18 protein-coding genes are annotated in these 20,875 nt (G+C 63.3%); 14 read left to right on the top strand and 4 right to left on the bottom strand.

Translation table 11 applies throughout. The features are described from left to right. The first annotated feature begins 39 nt into the window (after positions 1 to 39). From B0G73_RS11845 to B0G73_RS11815, 7 genes are all read left to right on the top strand, one after another. Complete coding sequence (locus tag B0G73_RS11845; RefSeq protein WP_106280872.1) at positions 40 to 1,170, top strand: tartrate dehydrogenase; 1,131 nt, start codon at positions 40 to 42, stop codon at positions 1,168 to 1,170. A gap of 98 nt (positions 1,171 to 1,268) precedes the next feature. Continuing rightward, positions 1,269 to 2,564, top strand: coding sequence for an MFS transporter (locus B0G73_RS11840; protein ID WP_106280871.1), 1,296 nt, complete (start codon positions 1,269 to 1,271; stop codon positions 2,562 to 2,564). 130 nt (positions 2,565 to 2,694) lie between these two features. After that, the gene (locus B0G73_RS11835) at positions 2,695 to 3,825 is read left to right on the top strand and encodes a VIT1/CCC1 transporter family protein (protein ID WP_106280869.1); all 1,131 of its coding nucleotides are present in this window, start codon (positions 2,695 to 2,697) and stop codon (positions 3,823 to 3,825) included. Between the two features lie 467 nt (positions 3,826 to 4,292). After that, positions 4,293 to 5,471, top strand: a complete 1,179-nt coding sequence (locus B0G73_RS11830) for a glycine betaine/L-proline ABC transporter ATP-binding protein (protein ID WP_106280867.1) — start codon at positions 4,293 to 4,295, stop codon at positions 5,469 to 5,471. After that, positions 5,464 to 6,366, top strand: a complete 903-nt coding sequence (gene choW, locus B0G73_RS11825; protein ID WP_106280865.1) for a choline ABC transporter permease subunit — start codon at positions 5,464 to 5,466, stop codon at positions 6,364 to 6,366. Before B0G73_RS11830 ends, choW begins: the two co-directional genes overlap by 8 nt. 7 nt (positions 6,367 to 6,373) lie before the next feature. Further along, positions 6,374 to 7,372 carry a GlxA family transcriptional regulator gene (locus tag B0G73_RS11820; protein ID WP_106280863.1) on the top strand — a complete coding sequence of 333 codons (999 nt, stop codon included), beginning with the start codon at positions 6,374 to 6,376 and terminating at the stop codon, positions 7,370 to 7,372. 76 nt (positions 7,373 to 7,448) lie between these two features. Continuing rightward, a complete protein-coding gene (locus B0G73_RS11815; RefSeq protein ID WP_106280861.1) occupies positions 7,449 to 8,384 on the top strand; it encodes a choline ABC transporter substrate-binding protein in 936 nt (311 codons plus the stop codon). Between the two features lie 99 nt (positions 8,385 to 8,483). On the opposite strand, the gene B0G73_RS11810 is transcribed toward B0G73_RS11815, so the two are convergent. Next, the gene (locus B0G73_RS11810) at positions 8,484 to 9,566 is read right to left on the bottom strand and encodes a GlxA family transcriptional regulator (RefSeq protein ID WP_106280859.1); all 1,083 of its coding nucleotides are present in this window, start codon (positions 9,564 to 9,566) and stop codon (positions 8,484 to 8,486) included. Positions 9,567 to 9,870: 304 nt separating this feature from the next. On the opposite strand from B0G73_RS11810, the gene B0G73_RS11805 reads away from it, so the two are divergent. The 7 genes from B0G73_RS11805 to B0G73_RS11775 all read left to right on the top strand — a co-directional run bounded on the left by B0G73_RS11805 (position 9,871) and on the right by B0G73_RS11775 (position 18,467). Then, the gene (locus B0G73_RS11805; protein WP_106280858.1) at positions 9,871 to 11,265 is read left to right on the top strand and encodes an L-serine ammonia-lyase; all 1,395 of its coding nucleotides are present in this window, start codon (positions 9,871 to 9,873) and stop codon (positions 11,263 to 11,265) included. A 55-nt stretch (positions 11,266 to 11,320) separates the two neighbouring features. Next, positions 11,321 to 12,565 carry a sarcosine oxidase subunit beta family protein gene (locus B0G73_RS11800; protein WP_106280856.1) on the top strand — a complete coding sequence of 415 codons (1,245 nt, stop codon included), beginning with the start codon at positions 11,321 to 11,323 and terminating at the stop codon, positions 12,563 to 12,565. 28 nt (positions 12,566 to 12,593) lie between these two features. Then, positions 12,594 to 12,932, top strand: coding sequence for a sarcosine oxidase subunit delta (locus B0G73_RS11795; RefSeq protein WP_106280855.1), 339 nt, complete (start codon positions 12,594 to 12,596; stop codon positions 12,930 to 12,932). Continuing rightward, positions 12,929 to 15,931, top strand: a complete 3,003-nt coding sequence (locus B0G73_RS11790) for a sarcosine oxidase subunit alpha family protein (RefSeq protein ID WP_106280854.1) — start codon at positions 12,929 to 12,931, stop codon at positions 15,929 to 15,931. Before B0G73_RS11795 ends, B0G73_RS11790 begins: the two co-directional genes overlap by 4 nt. Beyond that, on the top strand, positions 15,921 to 16,577 hold the full coding sequence (locus B0G73_RS11785; RefSeq protein WP_106280852.1) for a sarcosine oxidase subunit gamma: 657 nt from the start codon (positions 15,921 to 15,923) through the stop codon (positions 16,575 to 16,577). The genes B0G73_RS11790 and B0G73_RS11785 overlap by 11 nt, the downstream gene beginning before the upstream one ends. Positions 16,578 to 16,633: 56 nt before the next feature. After that, positions 16,634 to 16,897, top strand: a complete 264-nt coding sequence (locus B0G73_RS11780; protein WP_106280850.1) for a hypothetical protein — start codon at positions 16,634 to 16,636, stop codon at positions 16,895 to 16,897. Between the two features lie 151 nt (positions 16,898 to 17,048). Further along, positions 17,049 to 18,467: an MFS transporter gene (locus B0G73_RS11775; RefSeq protein ID WP_106280848.1), complete on the top strand. Its 1,419-nt coding sequence runs from the start codon at positions 17,049 to 17,051 to the stop codon at positions 18,465 to 18,467. 3 nt (positions 18,468 to 18,470) lie between these two features. On the opposite strand, the gene B0G73_RS11770 is transcribed toward B0G73_RS11775, so the two are convergent. The 3 genes from B0G73_RS11770 to ampC form a co-directional block, all read right to left on the bottom strand. Beyond that, positions 18,471 to 18,905 carry a hypothetical protein gene (locus B0G73_RS11770; protein WP_258193280.1) on the bottom strand — a complete coding sequence of 145 codons (435 nt, stop codon included), beginning with the start codon at positions 18,903 to 18,905 and terminating at the stop codon, positions 18,471 to 18,473. A 323-nt stretch (positions 18,906 to 19,228) separates the two neighbouring features. Then, positions 19,229 to 19,630 (bottom strand): cupin domain-containing protein, encoded by a 402-nt coding sequence (locus B0G73_RS11760; protein ID WP_106280923.1) that lies wholly within the window; start codon positions 19,628 to 19,630, stop codon positions 19,229 to 19,231. A 17-nt stretch (positions 19,631 to 19,647) separates the two neighbouring features. Beyond that, on the bottom strand, positions 19,648 to 20,814 hold the full coding sequence (gene ampC, locus B0G73_RS11755) for a class C beta-lactamase (RefSeq protein ID WP_106280845.1): 1,167 nt from the start codon (positions 20,812 to 20,814) through the stop codon (positions 19,648 to 19,650). Positions 20,815 to 20,875 lie beyond the last annotated feature (61 nt).

Below are 20,875 nucleotides of genomic sequence, written 5' to 3'. Positions count from 1 at the left end.
ACGATGCATCCCATGCTTTCAACATCATGGAGACGCCCAATGAAGACCTATCGCATCGCAACCATTCCCGGCGACGGCATCGGCAAGGAAGTCGTACCTGCTGGCCGGCGCGTTCTGGAAGCCATCGCCGCGCGCAGCGACGCCTTCGGTTTCGACTTCGAGAATTTCGACTGGGGCGGCGACTACTACCGCGAGCATGGCGTGATGATGCCGGCCGACGGTCTCGATGCGATTCGTCACAAGGACGCGATTCTGTTCGGCTCGGCGGGCGACCCGGATATTCCCGATCACGTCACGCTATGGGGTTTGCGCCTGAAAATCTGCCAGGGCTTCGATCAGTACGCGAATGTGCGCCCCACGCGCATCCTGCCCGGCATCGACGCGCCGTTGAAGCGCTGCGGGCCGAAGGATCTCGACTGGGTGATCGTGCGGGAGAACTCGGAAGGCGAATATGCCGGCGTGGGCGGGCGCGCGCATCAGGGCCACCCGATCGAAGTCGCCACGGATGTCTCGATGATGACCCGCGCGGGCGTCGAACGCATTCTGCGTTTCGCGTTCCGGCTCGCGCAATCGCGGCCCCGCAAGCTGTTGACGGTGATCACCAAGAGCAACGCGCAACGTCACGCCATGGTCATGTGGGACGAGATCGCCGTGCAGGTCTCGAAAGAGTTTCCGGACGTGCGCTGGGACAAGGAACTCGTCGACGCCGCCACCGCGCGCATGGTCAACCGGCCGGCCACGCTCGACACGATCGTCGCCACCAACCTGCACGCGGATATTCTCAGCGATCTGGCCGCGGCGCTGGCCGGTAGCCTCGGCATCGCGCCGACCGCGAATCTCGACCCCGAGCGCCGCTATCCGTCCATGTTCGAGCCGATTCACGGCTCCGCATTCGACATCATGGGCAAGGGCCTCGCGAATCCGGTCGGCACCTTCTGGTCGGTGGTGATGATGCTGGAGCATCTCGGCGAGCACGCCGCCGCGCGGCAATTGATGGCGGCAATCGAGCGCGTCACCGCGGACCCGTCTCTGCACACGGGCGACCTGGGCGGCACAGCCACGACCGTGCAGGTGACCGATGCCGTGTGCGCGATCCTGGAGGCGCAGTCGCCGATCAATGCGTCTACCACTGCACCGGTGGAACCGGCGGCGAGCGTCAAGGCCGCCTGAAGCCGCCACGCGCAAAAAGTCACACAAAACCATAACGCCCGGACGACCCCGTCACGGGCGATCTCACTGCATCGCACAGAGATTGAGTGGAGACAGGTATGAACAATGAACTGCAGGCCCGAGTGGTACGCAAGCTGACCTGGCGCATCCTGCCTTTTGTGATGCTGCTTTACTTTGTCAGCTTTCTCGACCGGGTGAACGTCGGCTTTGCCGCCATCACAATGAACAAGGATCTCGGCCTCACGCCGACCATGTTCGGGCTCGGCGGCGGCATTTTCTTCCTCGGCTATTTTCTGTTCGAGGTGCCGTCGAATCTCATCCTCAACAAGGTTGGCGCGCGCATCTGGATCGCACGCGTCATGGTGACGTGGGGGCTGGTATCGGCGGCCTCGGCCTTCGTGGCGGGGCCGACTTCGTTCTATACGCTGCGTTTTCTGCTCGGCGTGGCCGAAGCCGGATTCTTCCCCGGCATCATCCTTTATCTGAGCCAGTGGTTTCCCGCCCGCCAGCGCGCCGTCGCCGCCGCCGCGTTCATGGCGGCCGCGCCGCTCTCGACGGCCATCGGCTCGCCGATTTCCGGCGCGATCATGCAGATGCCCGCGTTGTTCGGCCTGAAGGACTGGCAATGGCTTTTCATCATCGAAGCGATTCCCGCCGTGCTGCTCGGCTTCGTGGTATTGAAAGCGCTCACCGATTCCCCGGACAAAGCCAAATGGCTTGCCGCCGATGAAAAAGCCTGGCTCATCGCCACCTTGCGCGAAGAACGGATGGGACGCGAATCGCAGGCAGGCCATGCCGCCGGTGCGCTCGCCGCACTGCGCGACTCGCGCGTATGGATCATGTCGATGATCTATTTCGGCACCTCCGCGGGACTCTACACGCTCGGCTTGTGGGCGCCGCTCATCATTCGCCAGTTCGGCTTCAGCGCGCTCGGCACAGGCGCATTGAATGCGATTCCGAGCGTGCTGGCGGTGCTCGGCATGGTGGTGTGGGCGCGTCATTCGGACCGCCGAGGCGAGCGCACCTGGCACGTGGTGATGCCTTGCGTGGCGGCCGCCATCGGGCTCGGCTGGGCCGGCCTCGCGGATACGGCGGTGGGCGTCGTGCTGGCGCTGATCGTGGTGAACGTCGGCATCAGCGCGGCAAAGGCGCCGCTGTGGGCAATGCCGAGCACGTTTCTCTCGGGCGCGGGGGCGGCTGCCGGCATCGCCATGATCAATTCGATCGGCAATCTGGGCGGCTTCGTCGGACCGTTCGCGATCGGCTGGCTCAAAAGCGTGACGGGCGGGTATGCCGCCGGGCTCTATGTGGTGGCGGCGAGTCTCGCGGTTTCGGCCCTGCTCACGTTGGCGGTCGGTCGGCGCGGGTATCGGGCCGCGCACGCGGCGCAATGATCCAGCCCGCTCGAATGGTGATGAGAAGCGTAGTGGTTCTCGCTCACGACGCGCTTTAGGGGTTTGACCTTTTGCGTATCTGAATCGATTACGCTTCGATGCTGTGGACTCGATAGGCGGGCACAGCACCATGGCATCCAGACGCGAAGTCAAACGATACAAAGCCAATCTCTCCGATGAACTGCACAGCGCCGCGCTGTACGAAACGCTCGCGAAAGTCGAGAAAGACGGCACACGCAAGCAGGTCTACAGCGACCTCGCGAGATCCGAGCGCGATCATGCGCAAGTCTGGGCCGACAAGCTAAGGGCCAACGGGCTCGATCCGAAAGGCACCGGCCAGGCCGTCAAAACACGTTTGATGAAAGGTCTGGTCCGCATGTTCGGCGCGGGCTTCGTGCTGCCCACGCTGGCGGCCGCGGAATACGCCGATCGCAACAAATACCAGGGGCAGCCGGACGCGGGCCGCATGTCGGCCGACGAACATCATCACGCCGCGATGGTGCAGGCGCTCGCTCATGGCGGCGGCGATACGAGCCTGTCGCCGGGCGCGCGAATTACCGCGGCCGAGTCGTGGCACAAGGGCGCGGGAGCGGGCAACGACTTGCGCGCCGCCGTGCTCGGCGCCAACGACGGCCTCGTTTCGAACTTCTGCCTGATCATGGGCGTGGCCGGTGCGGGAACCGGCAACAAGGCGATTCTGTTGACGGGACTGGCGGGGCTCATCGCCGGCGCGTGTTCGATGGCGCTCGGCGAATGGCTCTCGGTGACCAATGCGCGCGAGCTGGCCAGCACGCAGATCGCGAAAGAGGCGCAGGAGCTCGAAGAATCGCCGGAAGCCGAAGAGCACGAACTTGCGCTGATCTATCGCGCCAAAGGTCTCGACGCGGGCGAGGCCAAACGTGTCGCCTCGCAAATGATGCGCGACAAAGGCAAGGCGCTCGACACGCTGACTCGCGAAGAACTCGGACTCGATCCGGCGGAGTTGGGCGGCAATCCATGGTCGGCGGCGGGCGTGTCGTTCTGCCTGTTCTCCGTGGGCGCGATTTTTCCGGTGATGCCGTTTCTGTGGACGCAGGGGTATAGCGCGGTCGTGCAGTGCGTACTGCTGAGCATGCTGGCGCTCGCGTCGATCGGCGTGTTCACGTCGCTGTTCAACGGACGCAGTGCGGGGTTCTCCGCGTTCCGGCAGGTCGTGATCGGGCTGATCGCGGCTGCGTTCACGTTTGGGGTGGGGCGATTGCTGGGGGTGTCGGTGTCGTGAGCTCTCCATTGGCGAGCGCAACTCGCCGTTGAATGGCAGGAACAACGGTTTTTTTTGGCCCAGGTTTGCGGTGCATGCACTTGCTGCGTTGCCGCATCAGGGCCTGCAGACCTCCACGGGCGGCGTTTATCTGCGTCGCATCGCCTCCACTTGCTCTAACGCGACACGCGTCAAAGCGCCCCTCGACACCCTCCAAACCCTTGCCCCACAAGGCTCCGCACCACGCTGGCCAGCGTGCCCAAAAAGCGGGTGTCGTATTTACACATGTGGTTGTCGCAAATAGTCGGCTAGCGATACTTTTTTCTGGCAACTATGTATGCACAGCGCGGACGGGCATTTGTCACCGCAGAAACCATCTTGCATGGGGCCTGAGTTAGCGCTTTAGCCGTCGGCCCGAGTTCACGCTTCAGTGCGGGGGCTCGGGGCCGTGCAAAGCCCTAACTCCGGTCGACATAGGAGAGTATTCAATGAATTCCCCCAAGGTCGTGGTCGAAGGGTTGTGCAAGGTGTTCGGCACCAACCCGAAACAGGCGATCGGCATGCTGGCAGGCGGCGCGACGAAAGAGGAAGTGTTCGCGCGCACCGGTCAGATTGTCGGCGTCCACAACGTGTCTTTCGAAGTCAAGGAAGGCGAGATCTTCGTGCTGATGGGCCTGTCCGGCTCGGGCAAGTCGACGCTGATCCGCCTGATCAATCGCCTCGTCGAGCCGACGGCCGGCAAGGTGCTGATCGACGGCCGCGACGTGGCCAGCGTACCGCGCTCCGAGCTGACGGCGCTGCGCCGCAAGGACATGAGCATGGTGTTCCAGTCCTTCGCGCTGATGCCGCAGCGCACCGTGCTGTCCAACGCGGCCTTCGGGCTCGAAGTGGCGGGCGTGGGCCGCAAGGAGCGCGAAAAGCGCGCGATGACCGTGCTCGAACAGGTCGGCCTCGCGCCGTTCGCGCAGAAGCTGCCCGCGCAACTGTCCGGCGGCATGCAGCAGCGCGTGGGTCTCGCGCGGGCGCTGGCGGTCAATCCGTCGCTGATGATCATGGACGAGGCGTTCTCCGCGCTCGATCCGCTCAAGCGCAAGGAAATGCAGAACGTGCTGCTCGATCTGCAACGCGAACAGCAACGCACCATCCTGTTCGTGTCGCACGATCTGGAAGAGGCGATGCGCATCGGCACGCGCATCGCGATCATGGAAGGCGGGCGCGTCGTGCAAGTCGGCACGCCGCAGCAGATCATCACCAATCCCGCCGATGATTACGTGCGCGCGTTCTTCGAAGGCATCGACACCAGCCGCTATCTGACCGCCGGCGATCTGATGCAGACCGACGCCGTGCCGCTCATGCAGCACTCGCCGCAGATCGACGCGTCGAGCGTGGCCGCCACGCTCAACGGGAGCGCCGACTACGCGTTCGTGCTGGACAGCGAACGCAAGATTCGCGGCTTCGTGTGCCGCGATGCGATGGGCAGCGCCTCGCCGCAACTCAATCAGATCGAATGCATCCGCCGCACCACGCCGCTCGACGATGTGGTCGAACTCGTGGTGGCGAGCCGCGCGCCGCTGCCGGTCGTCGAAGCCGACGGTTCTTACTGTGGTTCGGTCAACAAGACGAACGTGCTGAACGTTCTCACGCGCCATCGGAGTTCCCATGTCTGAAGTCATTCCACTTGGCGCCTGGGTCGATCACGGCGTTCACTACCTGCTCGACCACGACGCAAAAACTTTCGATTCGATCGGCAAGGTGATCGAGAGCTTTGCCGCGGTGATCGAACACGGCTTGCAAGCAGTGCCGATGTGGGCGCTGATGGCGTTCTTCGTGGGCATTGGCCTGTGGCGGGTGGGCTGGCGTTTCGCGCTGTTCACGCTGCTCGCCATGCTGCTGATCTACGGCACCGGGTTCTGGGATCAGATGGTGATCACGCTCGGTCTCACCTTGTCGTCCACCTTGATCAGTCTGCTGCTCGGCGTGCCGCTCGGCATCTGGACGGCCAAGAGCCGCACCGTCGAGATGATCGTGCGGCCCGTGCTCGACCTGATGCAGACCATGCCGGCCTTCGTCTACCTGATTCCGGCCGCGATGCTGTTCGGCCTCGGCCGCGTGCCGGGAATTCTCTCCACGGTGATTTTCGCGATGCCGCCGGCGGTGCGTCTCACGTCGCTCGGCATCAAGCATGTGAACCGCGAGATTGTCGAAGCGGGGCAGGCGTTCGGCTGCACGCCGTTGCAACTGCTCTACAAGGTGCAGTTTCCGAATGCGCTGCCGTCCATCATGACCGGCGTCAACCAGACCATCATGATGGCGCTCTCCATGGTGATCATCGCGTCGATGGTCGGCGCGGGCGGTCTCGGCAACGACGTGCTGGCCAGTATTCAGCGGCTCGACATCGGGCTCGGCTTTGAAAGCGGACTCTCGGTGGTGATGCTCGCGATCATTCTGGACCGCATCACGGAAAGCTTCGGCCGTTCGCCGGGCACGGCGCGCGCGCCGCTGCTGTCGGGCCTGCGCAGCGTCATGAAAGTGCGCCGCGAGCCGGCCGCGCAACACGGCTGAGCCGCCTATGAAGCGCGACGCGCTCACGCCTGTCGAGCCCGGGGCCAATTCGCCGCTGTCCGGCCTCGCGCACGTCGGCTTTCTGACGCTGCCGAACTTTTCGATGATCGCGTTCACCAGCGCGGTCGAGGTGCTGCGCATGGCCAACTACGTGGGCCGCGCGCAGCACTACCGGTGGTCGGTGATCACGCCGGACGGCGAACCGGCGCGAGCGAGCAACGGCATCACCGTGAAGCCCACCACGACGCTCGCTGAAGCCGGCATGCCCGATGTGCTGATCGTCTGCGCTGGCTGGCATGTGCGCGATTACGTGGACGACACGGTGATCGCGCTGCTGCGCGATGTCGCGGAAAAGGGCATACCGCTCGGCGGCATTTGCACGGGACCGTATGCGTTGCTGGCCGCGGGCCTGCTCGACGGCTATCGCTGCACCGTGCACTGGGAAGACATGTCGCCGTTGCACAAGAGCTATCCGCACGTGCGATTCGCCGACGAACTGTTCGTGATCGACCGCGATCGCATGACCTGCACCGGCGGCACCGCGCCGCTCGACCTGATGCTGAAACTGGTGGGCATGCGGCTGGGTCAGGCGGTGGCCGCGCAGGTGTCCGAGCAGTTCATCGTCGAGCGGATTCGCGGCTCGACCGACTATCAGCATATTCCCGTCGACGCGCGGGTCGGGTTTTCGCGCGCGGAACTCGTCGAGGTGGTGCGGCTGATGGAAGCGAATATCGAGGAGCCGTTATCGCTCGACGAACTCGCGCGGCTCGTGCATCTGTCGCAGCGGCATTTGCAGCGCATGTTCAAGATGTTCCTGAGCGTGTCGCCCACGCATTATTATCTGACGCTGCGGTTGCGGCGCGCGCGTGAGTTGCTACGCAATACGGACGCGTCGATTGCGCGCGTGACGAGCGTGTGCGGCTTTCATTCGGCGTGTCATTTCAGCAAGGCGTATCGCGCGCAGTTCGGGCACGCGCCAAGCGTCGAGCGGCGCTTGTCCGCTTAGCGCCCGAGTAATGATTGGCGTAAAACAATCCGCTTCATCCAATCCAGTCGAATATCAATCACTCTAAGGGAACGCCATGAAACGTTTGTGGGCTGCGTCGTTGTGCGCGCTGTCTGTGTCGTCTGTGCTGGCCGCGGAACCTGCCACTTGCCGCGACGTGCGATTTGCCGATGTCGGCTGGACCGATATCGCGGCGACCACCGGGCTGGCGGCGACCGTGCTCGAAGGGCTTGGCTACAAGCCGACCAAGACGATCGCCTCGGTGCCGATCACGTTCGCCGGTGTGAAGAACAAGCAGATCGACGTGTTCCTCGGCTACTGGTCGCCGACCATGGACCCGATGATTGACCCGTTCAGGAAGTCCGGCCAGCTCAGCGTGTTGCCGACGCCGAATCTGACCGGCGCGAAATACACGCTGGCGGTGCCCGATTACGCGTATCAGTCGGGTATCAAGACCTTTGCCGACATCGCGAAGAACTACGACAAGCTCGACGGCAAGATCTACGGGATCGAGCCGGGCAACGACGGCAATGCGTTGATCAAGAAGATGATCGACACCAATCGGTATGGGCTCGGCAAGTTCAAACTGGTGGAGTCGAGCGAGGCGGGCATGCTGGTCGAAGTGAACCGCGCGGTTCGCGACAAGAAACCGATCGTGTTTCTCGGTTGGGAACCGCATCCGATGAATGTGCAGATGAAGATCGATTATCTGTCCGGCGGCGATGCCGTGTTTGGGCCGAACTACGGCGAAGCGAAAGTGCTGACGGTCACGCCGAGTGATTATTCGGCGCGCTGTCCGAACGTCGCGAAGCTGGTGTCGAATCTGCAGTTCACGACCGATATCGAGAATCACGTCATGCTGCCGATCATGAACAAGACCGATCCGAATAAGGCCGCGCGCGAATGGCTGAAGGCGAATCCGGCGGTGCTGGACAAGTGGCTGGCGGGGGTGAAGACGTATGACGGGAAGGATGGGTTGCCGGCTGTGAAGGCTTATGTGGCGGGGAAGTGAAACTGCTGAACTAGCTCGGTTTATGGCGCGGCTTTCGCGTTGTCGTCGATGCGACGCGAAAGCCGCGGCATGCCAACTGCGTGCCTGGCAAACTACGGCTTAAATCGCCTGCGCCCGCCCCGGAAACGTCTCGTCATAGTCTCTACTATCCTCAGCTTCCGCCGCCGTGCCGCGCTGCTCGCGATACATCATCGGCGGCAAACCGAATTGCTTGCGGAATTCGCGGCCCAGATGCGAGGCATCGGAAAACCCGCAACTCGACGCAATATCCGCCACCGTCTTATCCGAACTCGTCAATAGCCAGGCGGCGGTGCGCAACCGCACCTGCTTCGCGTAGGCCTGCGGCGCCTTACCCGTTTCCGCTTTAAAAAGCCGTTCCAACTGACGCGGCGAGAGATCAAGCTTCCCCGCAAGCTCATCGAGCGACAGCGAGCGCCCCACATGCTGCTCCATTAGCAGAATCGCGCGCTTGACCTTGGGATGTGTTGCCGGCGCGAGCCCCGGCGGATGCGGCTGCGGCGCGTTGCCTTTCTGCATATCGTCGACGAGCAAAATACGCAGCGCCTTCTGCACCGTGGCCGTTTCAAAATGACGCAACAGGATCGCGGCGGCCACGTCGATCGACGCGCGTCCGCCGGAACAGGTAATGCGCCGTCGGTCGATCACGAACAGCCGGTCGGCGATCAGCGCTTCTTCGTTCACCGACGGAAAGCGCTCGATGAAATCCCAGTAGTGAAACCAGCTCACGCAGATGCGGTAACCGTCGAGCACGCCTGCGCGCATCAACGAAAACACGCCCGTGCACATGCCGACGAGCGTTGCATCGGTGGCGGCGGCGCGGCGGATGAAAGCGAGCGTCGCGTCGTTCGCGGCCGGTCCGGAATGCAGGAGGCCGCCGACCACCACGACGTAATCGAACGGCTCGGCGCTGTCGAACGTTTCCCACGGCGTGATCTGGATGCCGCAACTCGCGCGCACCGGAGCAAGGGTTTCCCCTATCACGCTCCACGAACAGCGCACGGGCTTGCTGAAATCGCCTTCGTCCGCGGACAGGCGCAGCAGGTCGACGAAACCCGAAAACGCCGTCAGCGTGAAGTTCGGCAACAGGATGATGCCGAAGCGGATGCGCTGCCTGGAGGTGCCGTCGATCGATCGAGGGGGAAGCGGTTCAGCGGAATTCATGCATGCAGCCAGCGAGCGAAAGGGTTGGATCAAGCATAGCACCGGGGACGGCGTCTGCCGCGCCCGGCCGTACCTGCGGCACAACCGGCGCTGCGCCGCAGGCATCGTCAGCATCGCTAGCCACAAGCCGGGCGCATGTCGCAAATGCGTCAGAAGTCTTCGTAAATACGCCGCGGGCCTTTGCCGGCGCGTCCATTGACGCCACTATCCCACTGCGATGCCGTTTTTATTCTATCGGTTCAATTTGACCTGCGCTGCAATAGAGGCCAATCCACCCAAGGCATCGCAACGCACAAGGCACGCCATGAACGTCAGCGTCTTCGATCTGTTCAAGATCGGTATCGGTCCTTCAAGCTCGCACACCGTGGGGCCGATGATCGCTGCATGCCGCTTCGCCTCGCATATCGAAGACGCCAATCTGCTCGGCTTCGTGCGCAGCGTGAAAGCCGACCTGTTCGGCTCGCTCGGCGCGACCGGCAAGGGGCACGGCACGGACAAGGCGGTGCTGCTGGGACTCGAAGGCAATCTGCCCGACTCCATCGACCCGGACCTGATCGAGCCGCGCCTGCAAGCGATCCGCGCGTCCAGGCAACTGGTGCTGCTCGGCAAGCATCCCGTCAAATTCGACGAGCGCGAGCATCTGGGCTTTTTCCGCAAGCTGATGCCGGGCGCGCCGGGTTCGGGCATCGTGCATCCGAACGGCATGCGCTTTCAGGCCTTCGATGAAAACGGCCAGCTGCTGGTGGAGAAGGAGTATTACTCCGTCGGCGGCGGCTTCGTGGTGAATCGCGAAGGCGATCGCGTGAACGGCGTGCGCGCCGGCGCGGACGTGCCGTATCCGTTTCGTACCGGCGACGATCTGATGCGCGTCTGCCGCGAAACCGGTTTGTCGATCGCGCAGATCACCTTGCGCAACGAATGCGCGGCGCGTCCCGAACAGGAAGTGCGCGAAGGCTTGCTGGCGATCTGGCGCACCATGTCCGCGTGCGTCGAGCGCGGCTGCAAGGTGCGCGGCGAGCTGCCCGGTCCGATGCACGTGAAGCGCCGCGCCGCGGATCTCTGCGGGCAATTGCGTTCGCGCTCGGAAGAGTCGCTGCGCGATCCGCTCTCCATGCTCGACTGGGTCAACCTCTACGCAATGGCCGTCAACGAAGAGAACGCAGCGGGCGGGCGCGTCGTCACCGCGCCGACCAATGGCGCGGCCGGTGTGATTCCCGCCGTGCTGCACTACTACGTGAAGTTCATGCATGCGTCGAACGACGAGGGCATCGTCAACTTCCTGCTGACGGCCGCGGCGATCGGCATCATCTATAAGGAAACGGCATCGATCTCGGGCGCCGAAGTGGGCTGCCAGGGCGAAGTGGGCGTGGCCTGCTCGATGGCCGCCGCGGCGCTCGCCGCCGTGATGGGCGGCACGCCGGCGCAAGTCGAAAACGCCGCCGAAATCGGCATGGAACATAACCTCGGCATGACCTGCGATCCGGTCGGCGGACTCGTGCAGATTCCGTGCATAGAACGCAATGCGATGGGCGCGATCAAGGCGTTGAACGCCGCGCGCATGGCGATGAAGGGCGACGGCCAGCATTACGTGTCGCTCGACAACGTGATCAAGACGATGCGCGAAACCGGCGCCGATATGAAGACGAAGTACAAGGAGACGTCGCGCGGCGGGTTGGCCGTGAACGTCATCGAGTGTTGAATCCCGTTTTATCAAACACGAACACCAGCAAAGACCGCACCAACAAGGACCCACGATGAGCCGCTATTCGATATTCAGCCTGTTGCGCAACGGGATGTCCTATCACGAGAACTGGGAGCGACAGTGGAAGAGCCCCGAGCCCAAACGTGAATACGACGTCGTGATCGTCGGCGGCGGCGGGCACGGTCTTGCCACCGCGTACTACCTCGCCAAGGAACATGGCGTGCGCAATGTCGCTGTCCTGGAGAAGGGCTGGATCGGCGGCGGCAATACGGCGCGCAATACGACCATCGTGCGCTCAAACTATCTGTGGGACGAGTCGGCTGCGCTCTATGAGAAAGCGATGAAGCTGTGGGAAGGGCTCTCGCAGGACCTGAACTACAACGTCATGTTCAGCCAGCGCGGCGTGATGAATCTCGCGCATACGTTGCAGGATGTGCGCGACACCGAGCGCCGCGTGAATGCGAACCGGCTGAACGGCGTGGACGCCGAATTTCTGACGCCCGCGCAGATCAAGGAAATCGAGCCGACTATCAATCTGAACAGCCGCTATCCGGTACTCGGCGCGTCGATCCAGCGGCGCGGCGGCGTGGCGCGTCACGATGCGGTGGCCTGGGGCTTCGCGCGCGGCGCGGATCAGGCCGGCGTCGATATCGTGCAGAACTGCCAGGTCACGGGCATTCGCCGCAACGGCAGCCAGGTGACCGGCGTGGACACCACCAAGGGTTTCATCAAGGCGAAGAAAGTCGCGATCGTGGCAGCGGGCAATACTTCGACGCTCGCCGACATGGCCGGCGTGCGGCTGCCGCTGGAGAGCCATCCGTTGCAGGCGCTGGTGTCGGAACCGATCAAGCCGGTGGTCAACACGGTGGTGATGTCGAACGCGGTGCACGCGTACATCAGCCAGTCCGACAAGGGCGATCTGGTGATCGGCGCGGGCGTGGACCAGTACACGGGTTTTGGACAGCGCGGCAGTTTCCAGATTATCGAAGGCACGCTTGAGGCCATTGTCGAAATGTTTCCGGTGTTCTCACGAGTGCGGATGAACCGCCAGTGGGGCGGCATCGTGGACGTATCGCCGGATGCGTGCCCGATCATCAGCAAGACCGACGTGAAAGGGCTGTACTTCAATTGCGGTTGGGGCACCGGCGGCTTCAAGGCGACGCCGGGTTCCGGATGGGCCTACGCGCACACCATTGCGAAGGATGAGCCGCATCCGTTGAACGCGGCTTTTTCGCTGGAGCGTTTCTATACCGGCCACCTGATCGACGAACACGGCGCCGCCGCTGTTGCCCACTAACGCCACGCACTGCGACGAGGACAAACCAATGCTATTGATCGAATGCCCGTGGTGTGGGCCGCGCGCCGAAACCGAATTTTCCTGCGGCGGCGAAGCGGACATTGCCCGTCCGCTCGACACCGACAAACTCACCGACAAGGAATGGGGCGACTACCTGTTCATGCGCAAGAATCCGCGCGGCGTGCATCGCGAGCAATGGATGCACACGCAAGGCTGCCGCCGCTGGTTCAAGGCGCAGCGCGACACGGTGAGCTACGAGATCCAGGGCTACGAGACGTTCGAGCGTCCGTTGCTCGCCGTGGACAGCGCCGAGGCTAACACGCAAAGCACGGCACAAAACAAGGCACAAGAGGGCAAGGCATCATGAGCCAGAAAGACCGACTCCCCAACGGCGGCCGCATCAATCGCGCCCAGCCGCTGACGTTCACCTTCAACGGCCGGCAGTACCAGGGCTATCAGGGCGACACGCTGGCATCGGCGCTGCTCGCGAACGGCGAGCATTTCGTTGCGCGCAGCTGGAAGTACCATCGGCCGCGCGGCATCGTCACGGCGGGTGTGGAAGAGCCGAATGCCGTCGTGCAACTCGAAACCGGTGCGTACACAGTGCCGAATGCGCGCGCGACTGAGGTCGAGTTGTATCAAGGACTGGTCGCCACCAGCGTGAACGCGAAGCCGAGCATCGAGAAAGACCGCATGGCGGTCAACCAGAAGTTCGCGCGCTTCATTCCGGCCGGCTTCTACTACAAGACCTTCATGTGGCCGCGCAAATTCTGGCCGAAGTACGAAGAAGTGATCCGCGACGCCGCCGGCCTCGGCAAGGCGCCGGAACACACGGACGCGGATCGCTACGACAAGTGCTTTGCGCATTGCGACGTGCTGGTGGTGGGCGGTGGCCCGACCGGCCTCGCGGCCGCGCACGCCGCCGCATTGTCCGGCGCGCGCGTGACGCTGGTCGACGATCAGCCGGAACTCGGCGGCTCGCTGCTGTCGTGCCGCGCGGAGATCGACGGCAAGCCCGCACTGTACTGGGTGCAGAAGATCGAAGACGAACTGCGGCAGATGCCCGAAGTGAAGATCCTGTGCCGCAGCACGGCATTCGGCTATCAGGACCACAACCTCGTGACGGTGACGCAGCGGCTCACCGAACATTTGCCGGTGTCGCAGCGCAAGGGCACGCGCGAACTGATGTGGAAGATCCGCGCGAAACGCGTGATTCTCGCGACCGGCGCGCACGAGCGTCCCATCGTGTTCGGCAACAACGATCTGCCGGGCGTGATGCTGGCGTCGGCCGTGTCGACCTATCTGCATCGCTACGCGGTGCTGCCGGGCCGCAACGCGGTGGTGTTCACCAACAACGACGACGGCTATCAATGCGCGCTCGATCTGAAAGCAGCCGGCGCCCAGGTGACAGTGGTCGATCCGCGCGCGAGCGAATCGAAGGGCACGCTGCCCGCTTTGGCACGCCGCTACGGCGTCAAGGTGATGAACGGTGTCGTGATCACGGCGGCGCACGGCAAACTGCGCGTGGCGTCGGTGGATCTCGCGTCGTATTCGAACGGACAGGTCGGTGCGAAGCAGAGCGAACTTGCCTGCGATCTGCTCGCCATGTCCGGCGGCTGGAGCCCGGTGCTGCATCTGTTCGCGCAATCGGGCGGCAAGGCGCACTGGCATGACGAGAAGGCCTGCTTCGTGCCGGGCAAGGCGATGCAGCCGGAGACGAGCGTCGGCGCCTGTGCCGGCGACTTTACGCTGGGTCAGGGCATCCGCTTTGCAGTCGATGCCGGCATCGACGCGGCGCGCGCGGCGGGCTTCATCGTCGCGCGGCCGAATCCCGTGCAGGTAGCCGAGATCACGGAAGCGAAGATGCAGCCGCTGTGGCTGGTCGGCGGCCGCGAGATGGCCACGCGCGGGCCGAAGCAGTTCATCGATTTCCAGAACGATGTGTCGGCCGCCGATATTTTCCTCGCGGCGCGCGAGGGCTTCGAATCGGTCGAGCACGTGAAGCGCTATACGGCGATGGGTTTCGGCACCGACCAGGGCAAGCTCGGCAACATCAACGGCATGGCGATTCTCGCGCAGGCGCTCGGCAAGACAATTCCCGAGACCGGCACCACGACCTTCCGTCCGAACTACACGCCTGTCACCTTCGGCACGTTCGCCGGCCGCGAGCTGGGCGAGTTTCTCGATCCGGTGCGCAAGACGGCGGTGCACGAATGGCATGTGGAAAACGGCGCGGCTTTCGAGGACGTGGGTAACTGGAAGCGTCCGTGGTACTACCCGAAAGCGGGCGAAGACATGCACGCGGCAGTGGCGCGCGAATCGCTCGCGGTGCGCACGAGCGTCGGCATTCTGGATGCTTCCACGCTCGGCAAGATCGACATACAGGGCCCCGATTCGGCGAAGCTGCTGAACTGGGTCTACACGAATCCGTGGAGCAAGCTGGAGGTCGGCAAGTGCCGCTACGGTTTGATGCTCGACGAGAACGGCATGATCTTCGACGACGGCGTGACCGTGCGCCTCGCCGACCAGCACTACATGATGACGACCACCACCGGCGGCGCGGCGCGCGTGCTGACGTGGCTCGAACGCTGGCTGCAAACCGAATGGCCGGACATGCGCGTGCGGCTCGCGTCGGTGACGGATCATTGGGCGACCTTCGCCGTGGTCGGTCCGAACAGCCGCAAGGTACTGCAGAAGGTCTGCCAGGACATCGACTTCGCAAACGCGGCGTTTCCGTTCATGAGCTATCGCGAAGGCACGGTAGCGGGCGCGGCCTCGCGCGTGATGCGCATCAGCTTCTCGGGCGAGCTGGCGTATGAAGTGAACGTGCCGGCGAACGTCGGGCGTGCGGTGTGGGAAGCGTTGATGGCGGCGGGCGCGGAGTTCGACATCACGCCGTACGGCACCGAAACCATGCACGTGCTGCGGGCGGAGAAGGGCTACATCATCGTCGGCCAGGATACGGACGGCTCGATGACGCCGTACGACCTCGGCATGGGCGGGCTCGTCGCGAAATCGAAGGACTTTCTCGGCAAGCGTTCGCTGACCCGCTCGGACACCGCGAAGGCAGGGCGCAAGCAGCTGGTCGGCCTGCTCTCGGACGATCCGTCGTTCGTGATACCGGAAGGCTCGCAGATCGTCGCGGGTCCGTTCCAGGGCGAGACGGCGGCGATGCTCGGCCACGTCACATCGAGCTATTACAGCCCGATCCTGAAGCGTTCGATCGCGATGGCGGTCGTCAAGGGCGGTCTCGACAAGATCGGCGAAACGGTCACGATTCCGCTTTCAAGCGGCAAACAGATTGCAGCGAAGGTCACCAGTTCGGTGTTCTACGATAGCGAAGGAGCACGTCAACATGTGGAATGAAACGAGAGGGACGGCGTCGGTCGTGGATCGTGCTGTCGGCAAACAGACCGGCGTGTGGCAGGAGTCGCCGCTGGTCGGCACGGACGCGCTGCTGAAGAAGCATCAGGCGACGGCCAACGCGGCGTTCAGATTGAACGAGCGGCCGTTTCTGGAACTCGTGAACGTGCGCGGCGATACGCGTGACGCCGCGTTCGTGCGCGCCTTTGAAAGCGTGCTCGGCTGCCGTCCGCCTGAAAAGGCGAACACGGTGGCGCGCGGCAACGGCTACGACGTAATGTGGCTCGGTCCCGACGAGTGGCTGGTACGCTCGGCCACCGCGCACGACGCAACGCGCACCGCGCCGTTGCAGGCCAAACTCGGCGCGGCGTTCGCGGGCGTGTTCGCTTCGGCGGTGGATATCGGCAGCGGCTTTACGGTGCTCGAAATCAGCGGCACGCGCACGCGTGAAGTGCTGGCGCGCGGTTGCCCGCTCGATCTGCATCCCAAGCTGTTCGGCGAAGGGCAGTGCGCGCAGAGCCACTATTTCAAGGCATCGATGACGCTGCTGCCCACCGGCGCGAGCAGTTTCGATATCGTCGTGCGCCGCAGCTTCGCGGACTACTTCGTGAAGATGATGCTCGACGCAGCCGAGCCGCTGATGTCGTAAGGCGCGGCGAGCGGTCCTGTCCGAACCGCTCGCGCGTTCATCCCTCGATATTCGCCATGACGTCGACACGTCTAGCCACCGCGCGCCTCACCGAGCGCGCGTGCCACGAAGGCGATGCCCATGCCGCGCTCGCGCTGCTCGATCAGAGCATCGTGCTGCGGCATCGGCGCATTGCGTTGATCCGTTATATCCTCGCGCAACAACTCGGCGCGCCGTTGCAGGCGCGTCATCATGAATACGTCGAACGGATCGCAGCACGGTTGAGCGCGGATGCGCTCGCGCGCATTGCCGGCGCCGCGCGGGCGCGTCTGCGGGCCTGAGCGCCGCTGTCGCCGCCGTCGCCGCGCATGGAGCGGCGCACCCGTTCCATCCCGATGACGTATTTCTTCTATGTGGCCGATTTATGTCGGCGTCTACTGAAAACACTCAGGAGTACCCACGCGGCAAGCGCCGCATCCACCAGGGGATGACATGTCCACCGCCTATCCGCCGCGCGCGAGCGCTGCTGCCCGACTCGAACGACTGCCGTTCTCCGGTTATCACCGGACCATTTTTATCATCATCGCCATCGCGTTCTTTTTCGATTCCGTCGATCTCGGCACGATGACCTTCGTGCTCGGTTCGATCAAGACGGAATTTGGCTTATCGACGGCAACGGCGGGGCTGGTGGCCAGCGCGAGTTTCTTCGGTATGGTGATCGGCGCGGCGATCGCCGGATTGCTGGCGGATCGGTTCGGACGGCGGCCTGTGTTTCAGTGGAGCATGGTGTTGTGGGGGCTCGCGTCGTATCTGTGCTCGACGGCGCAGAGCGTGGAAGCGTTGATCTTTTATCGCGTGCTGCTCGGCTTCGGCATGGGCATGGAGTTTCCGATTGCGCAGACGTTGTTGTCGGAGTTCGTGCCGGCTGCGTCGCGCGGCCGTCTGATCGCGCTGATGGATGGCTTCTGGCCGCTCGGCTTCATTACCTCGGGCGTGGTGTCGTACTTCGTCTTGCCGGCGTTCGGCTGGCGCACGGAGTTCGCGCTCCTCGCGATTCCTGCTGTATTCGTACTGATCGTGCGTCGCGTCGTGCCGGAGTCGCCGCGCTGGCTCGAACATCGCGGACGCCTCCATGAAGCGGACAAGATTCTCGCCGAGGTCGAAGTGAAGGTGATGAAAGCGGCGGGGCTGAGCCAGTTGCGCGCGCCCGTCATGCTTGCAGAACCGCCGGCCGCCAAGGGCACGGGGGCGTTCCGCGAGATCTGGAGCATGGCTTACCGGCGCCGCACGATCATGGTGTGGACGCTATGGTTCTTCGCGCTGCTCGGTTTCTATGGGCTGACGTCGTGGCTCGGCGCTTTGATGCAGCAGGCAGGCTTTGCGGTGACGAAGTCGGTGCTGTACACGGTGCTGATTTCGCTCGGCGGGATTCCCGGGTTTATTTGCGCGGCGTGGCTGGTCGAACGTTGGGGGCGTAAGCCGACTTGCATCGCGTCGCTCGCGGGCAGCGCCGTGATGGCTTACGTGTATGGACAAACCGCGCTGCATGCTCAGACGCCGACCTTGTTGATCTGCGCCGGGCTGGCAATGCAGTTCTTTCTGTTCGCGATGTGGGCGGTGCTGTACACCTACACGCCGGAGCTGTACGGAACCGGTGCGCGCGCGACGGGTTCGGGCTTCGCGTCGGCGATCGGCCGCGTGGGTTCGCTAATCGGACCTTATGTGGTGGGCGTGGTGTTGCCGATGTTCGGCCAGGGCGGCGTGTTCTCGCTCGGCGCGATGTGTTTTGTGATCGCGGCGGCGGCGGTGTGGCTTTTGGGCATCGAGACGCGCGGGTTGGCGCTCGAGACGCTGGTGTCGGAGGCGGTCGAGACGGATGCGCGAGGGGGGTTGAGTCCGGTGCGGGAGTGAAGATTATTGCTTGCGGATAGCGCGCACCATGACGCCGTTCCAACCGAATGCGACACGGTTATCGGCCATGCGGAAAACGGCCGTACAGTTCGCGCTGTCCAGCAACGCGGTGCGCGCAGGCAGGCCGACATCCGGCGGGTAGACGTCGTAAAGTTCTTTCAACTTCGCGGCGCTGTCCACCTCGCTGACCACAAAGCCGCTATGCGGCGTGCAGTTCTGGTTATTGAACTCAATACGCGTTGGCGAGATCGTCAGAACCTTCCCGAGGATTCGCCTCGCCTCCGGGATACCCGCCGAGACAGGGGAATAGGACACGACATCAGTCACCACCCATTTGCCCGCGAATCCCGCCGCAGACGGTGTTGTCTCCGACGCGCCCTGTTGCGCGCCAGCGAGTCCGGTCGAGAGAGAGAGAATCAGCGCGATGGCCGCGCCCAACTGACGGGCTTTCATTGCGCAGGCTGCCGGAATGGAGCGGACTCGCGCATGCATGGCCCCAGGTGAGCTAACGTACCGATGCCCCACGTGCAATTGCCGTTCGCCGGCGCATCATTGTAGTACCGCATCACAACGCCCTCGTTGAATCGTAAGGCTGCATAGCCGGCTGCACTCATCCGCATGCTGTCATTGGCACCGGGCATTCTCTACCTCCTCAAAAACGGGGACGAGTATAGAAGGCGATGCGCGTGCGATAACACCTATCAAAATGGATAGGTAACGTGATACGGGAGCGGCAGCCACCCCGATCCTCATTTTCTAATTCAATTCCGAGCGCGAATATTAAACGGCTTCCCAGGCACCCAGGCCCACGTCGCCAACACTTTCGCGCCCGCCGGTCCGGCGCTCGTCACGTGAACGACATTCGCCGGCATCCGGTAACTTTCTCCGGCGTGGACCACTTGCGCGGGTCGCCCCTCGACCTGCACCGTGACTTCACCTTCGAGCACATAGGCGACCTCTGGCCCGGTTGCCTTGTGCTTCGGCTTGACGGCATTGGGCGGGAATTCGGCAATGCCCATGCCCATTTCGCGATCGGTTCCCGGAACGGGGACGCGTTGAAGCACCACGGTCTCATTGGCGTCGGGTGCCTTTTCGCCGGCATTGGCCGAAGGCAGATTCATAAGGACCGCAACGATCAACGGCACGCAGCGCAAGCTGTTCATGATCGAGTCGCCCCTCTTCAACGCGGGGCCTCAGCAAGCGCCGTCAGAATCTTATAAGCAGCAGCCACCCGATCCTCGTTCGGGAAGTTCTTGTTGGCCAGCAGCACAATGCCCAACTGCTCCTCAGGCACGAAAGCCACATATGCGCCGAACCCATTGGTCGAACCGGTCTTGTTGATCCACACGTTTGAACGAGGCGCGAGCGGCGGCTTGATTTCGACCGCGGGCGTCGCCTTTAAAGCCATCGACGATGAATTGCCCGCCAGCAATGTCTTCAGCGCGACCGGATACGCGTATTGCTCCCAGATCAGATCCTGGGTCAACACGCCTGCCTTGAAGTAGCCGGTGTGCGTGTCCGTGATTGCGCGCTGCAACTTGGCGTCGAGCTGAAGCAGATTCATGTTGGCCTGCATGAAGCGTGTCATGTCGGCAGCGGTGGATTTGACGCCGTAGGCTTCGGCGGACAGCACGCCGGGCGCCATGCGGATCGGCGCACCGTCTTTCCTGTAGCCTTGCGCGTAGTCCGGCATCCGTGCTGTCGGGACATCGATATAACTGTTCTTCAACCCCAGTGCAGGAAACATGCGCTGATCCATCAACGCCGTGAAATCCTGCCCCATGCTCTTTGCGGTGATCAATCCAAGCGTGCCAATCCCGGGATTAGCGTAAGTCCGGCACGTGCCCGGCGCGCAACTGGGCTGCCATGCCTTGAAATACTGCATAAGTTCGTCGTTGTTATGGATGTCGTCCGGCACCTGCAAGGGCAGCCCGCCAGGTGTATGCGTGCCCAGATTGACCAGTTTCACGTTGCCAAACGGACTGCCCTGAAGCACGGGCAAATACTTGCTCGTCGTATCCGACAGGGAAAGATCGCCGCTGACCTGCGCATACGAAGCGAGCGTTGCCGTGAAGGTCTTGCTGATCGAGCCGAGTTCGAACAGCGTGTCGCGCGTTACGGGCTTGTTGGTTTCCGTCGACGCCACGCCGTAGTTGTACACATAAGGCTTGCCCGCGACAACAATGCCGACCGCCACGCCGTGAATACCGTCTTTCGCCATGAGCGGCTGGATCGCCGCGTCGACTGTCCGTTTAATGCTGTCTTGCGTGGTATCGGCTGCGTGGCTCATGGGAGCGTTCAACGCAAAGACCGCGGTCGCCGTTAGGCTGAAGGCTTTGAACTTCATCTCTCGCGTTTCCTGGGTTGTCTGTCGGCGGAGGCGCTCCAAAGGATTCTTTGAAACGCCT

Origin of the sequence: Paraburkholderia sp. BL25I1N1 (assembly GCF_003002025.1) — a bacterium.
Taxonomy (GTDB): domain Bacteria; phylum Pseudomonadota; class Gammaproteobacteria; order Burkholderiales; family Burkholderiaceae; genus Paraburkholderia.
This window is presented reverse-complemented; position numbering and strand designations above follow the sequence as displayed.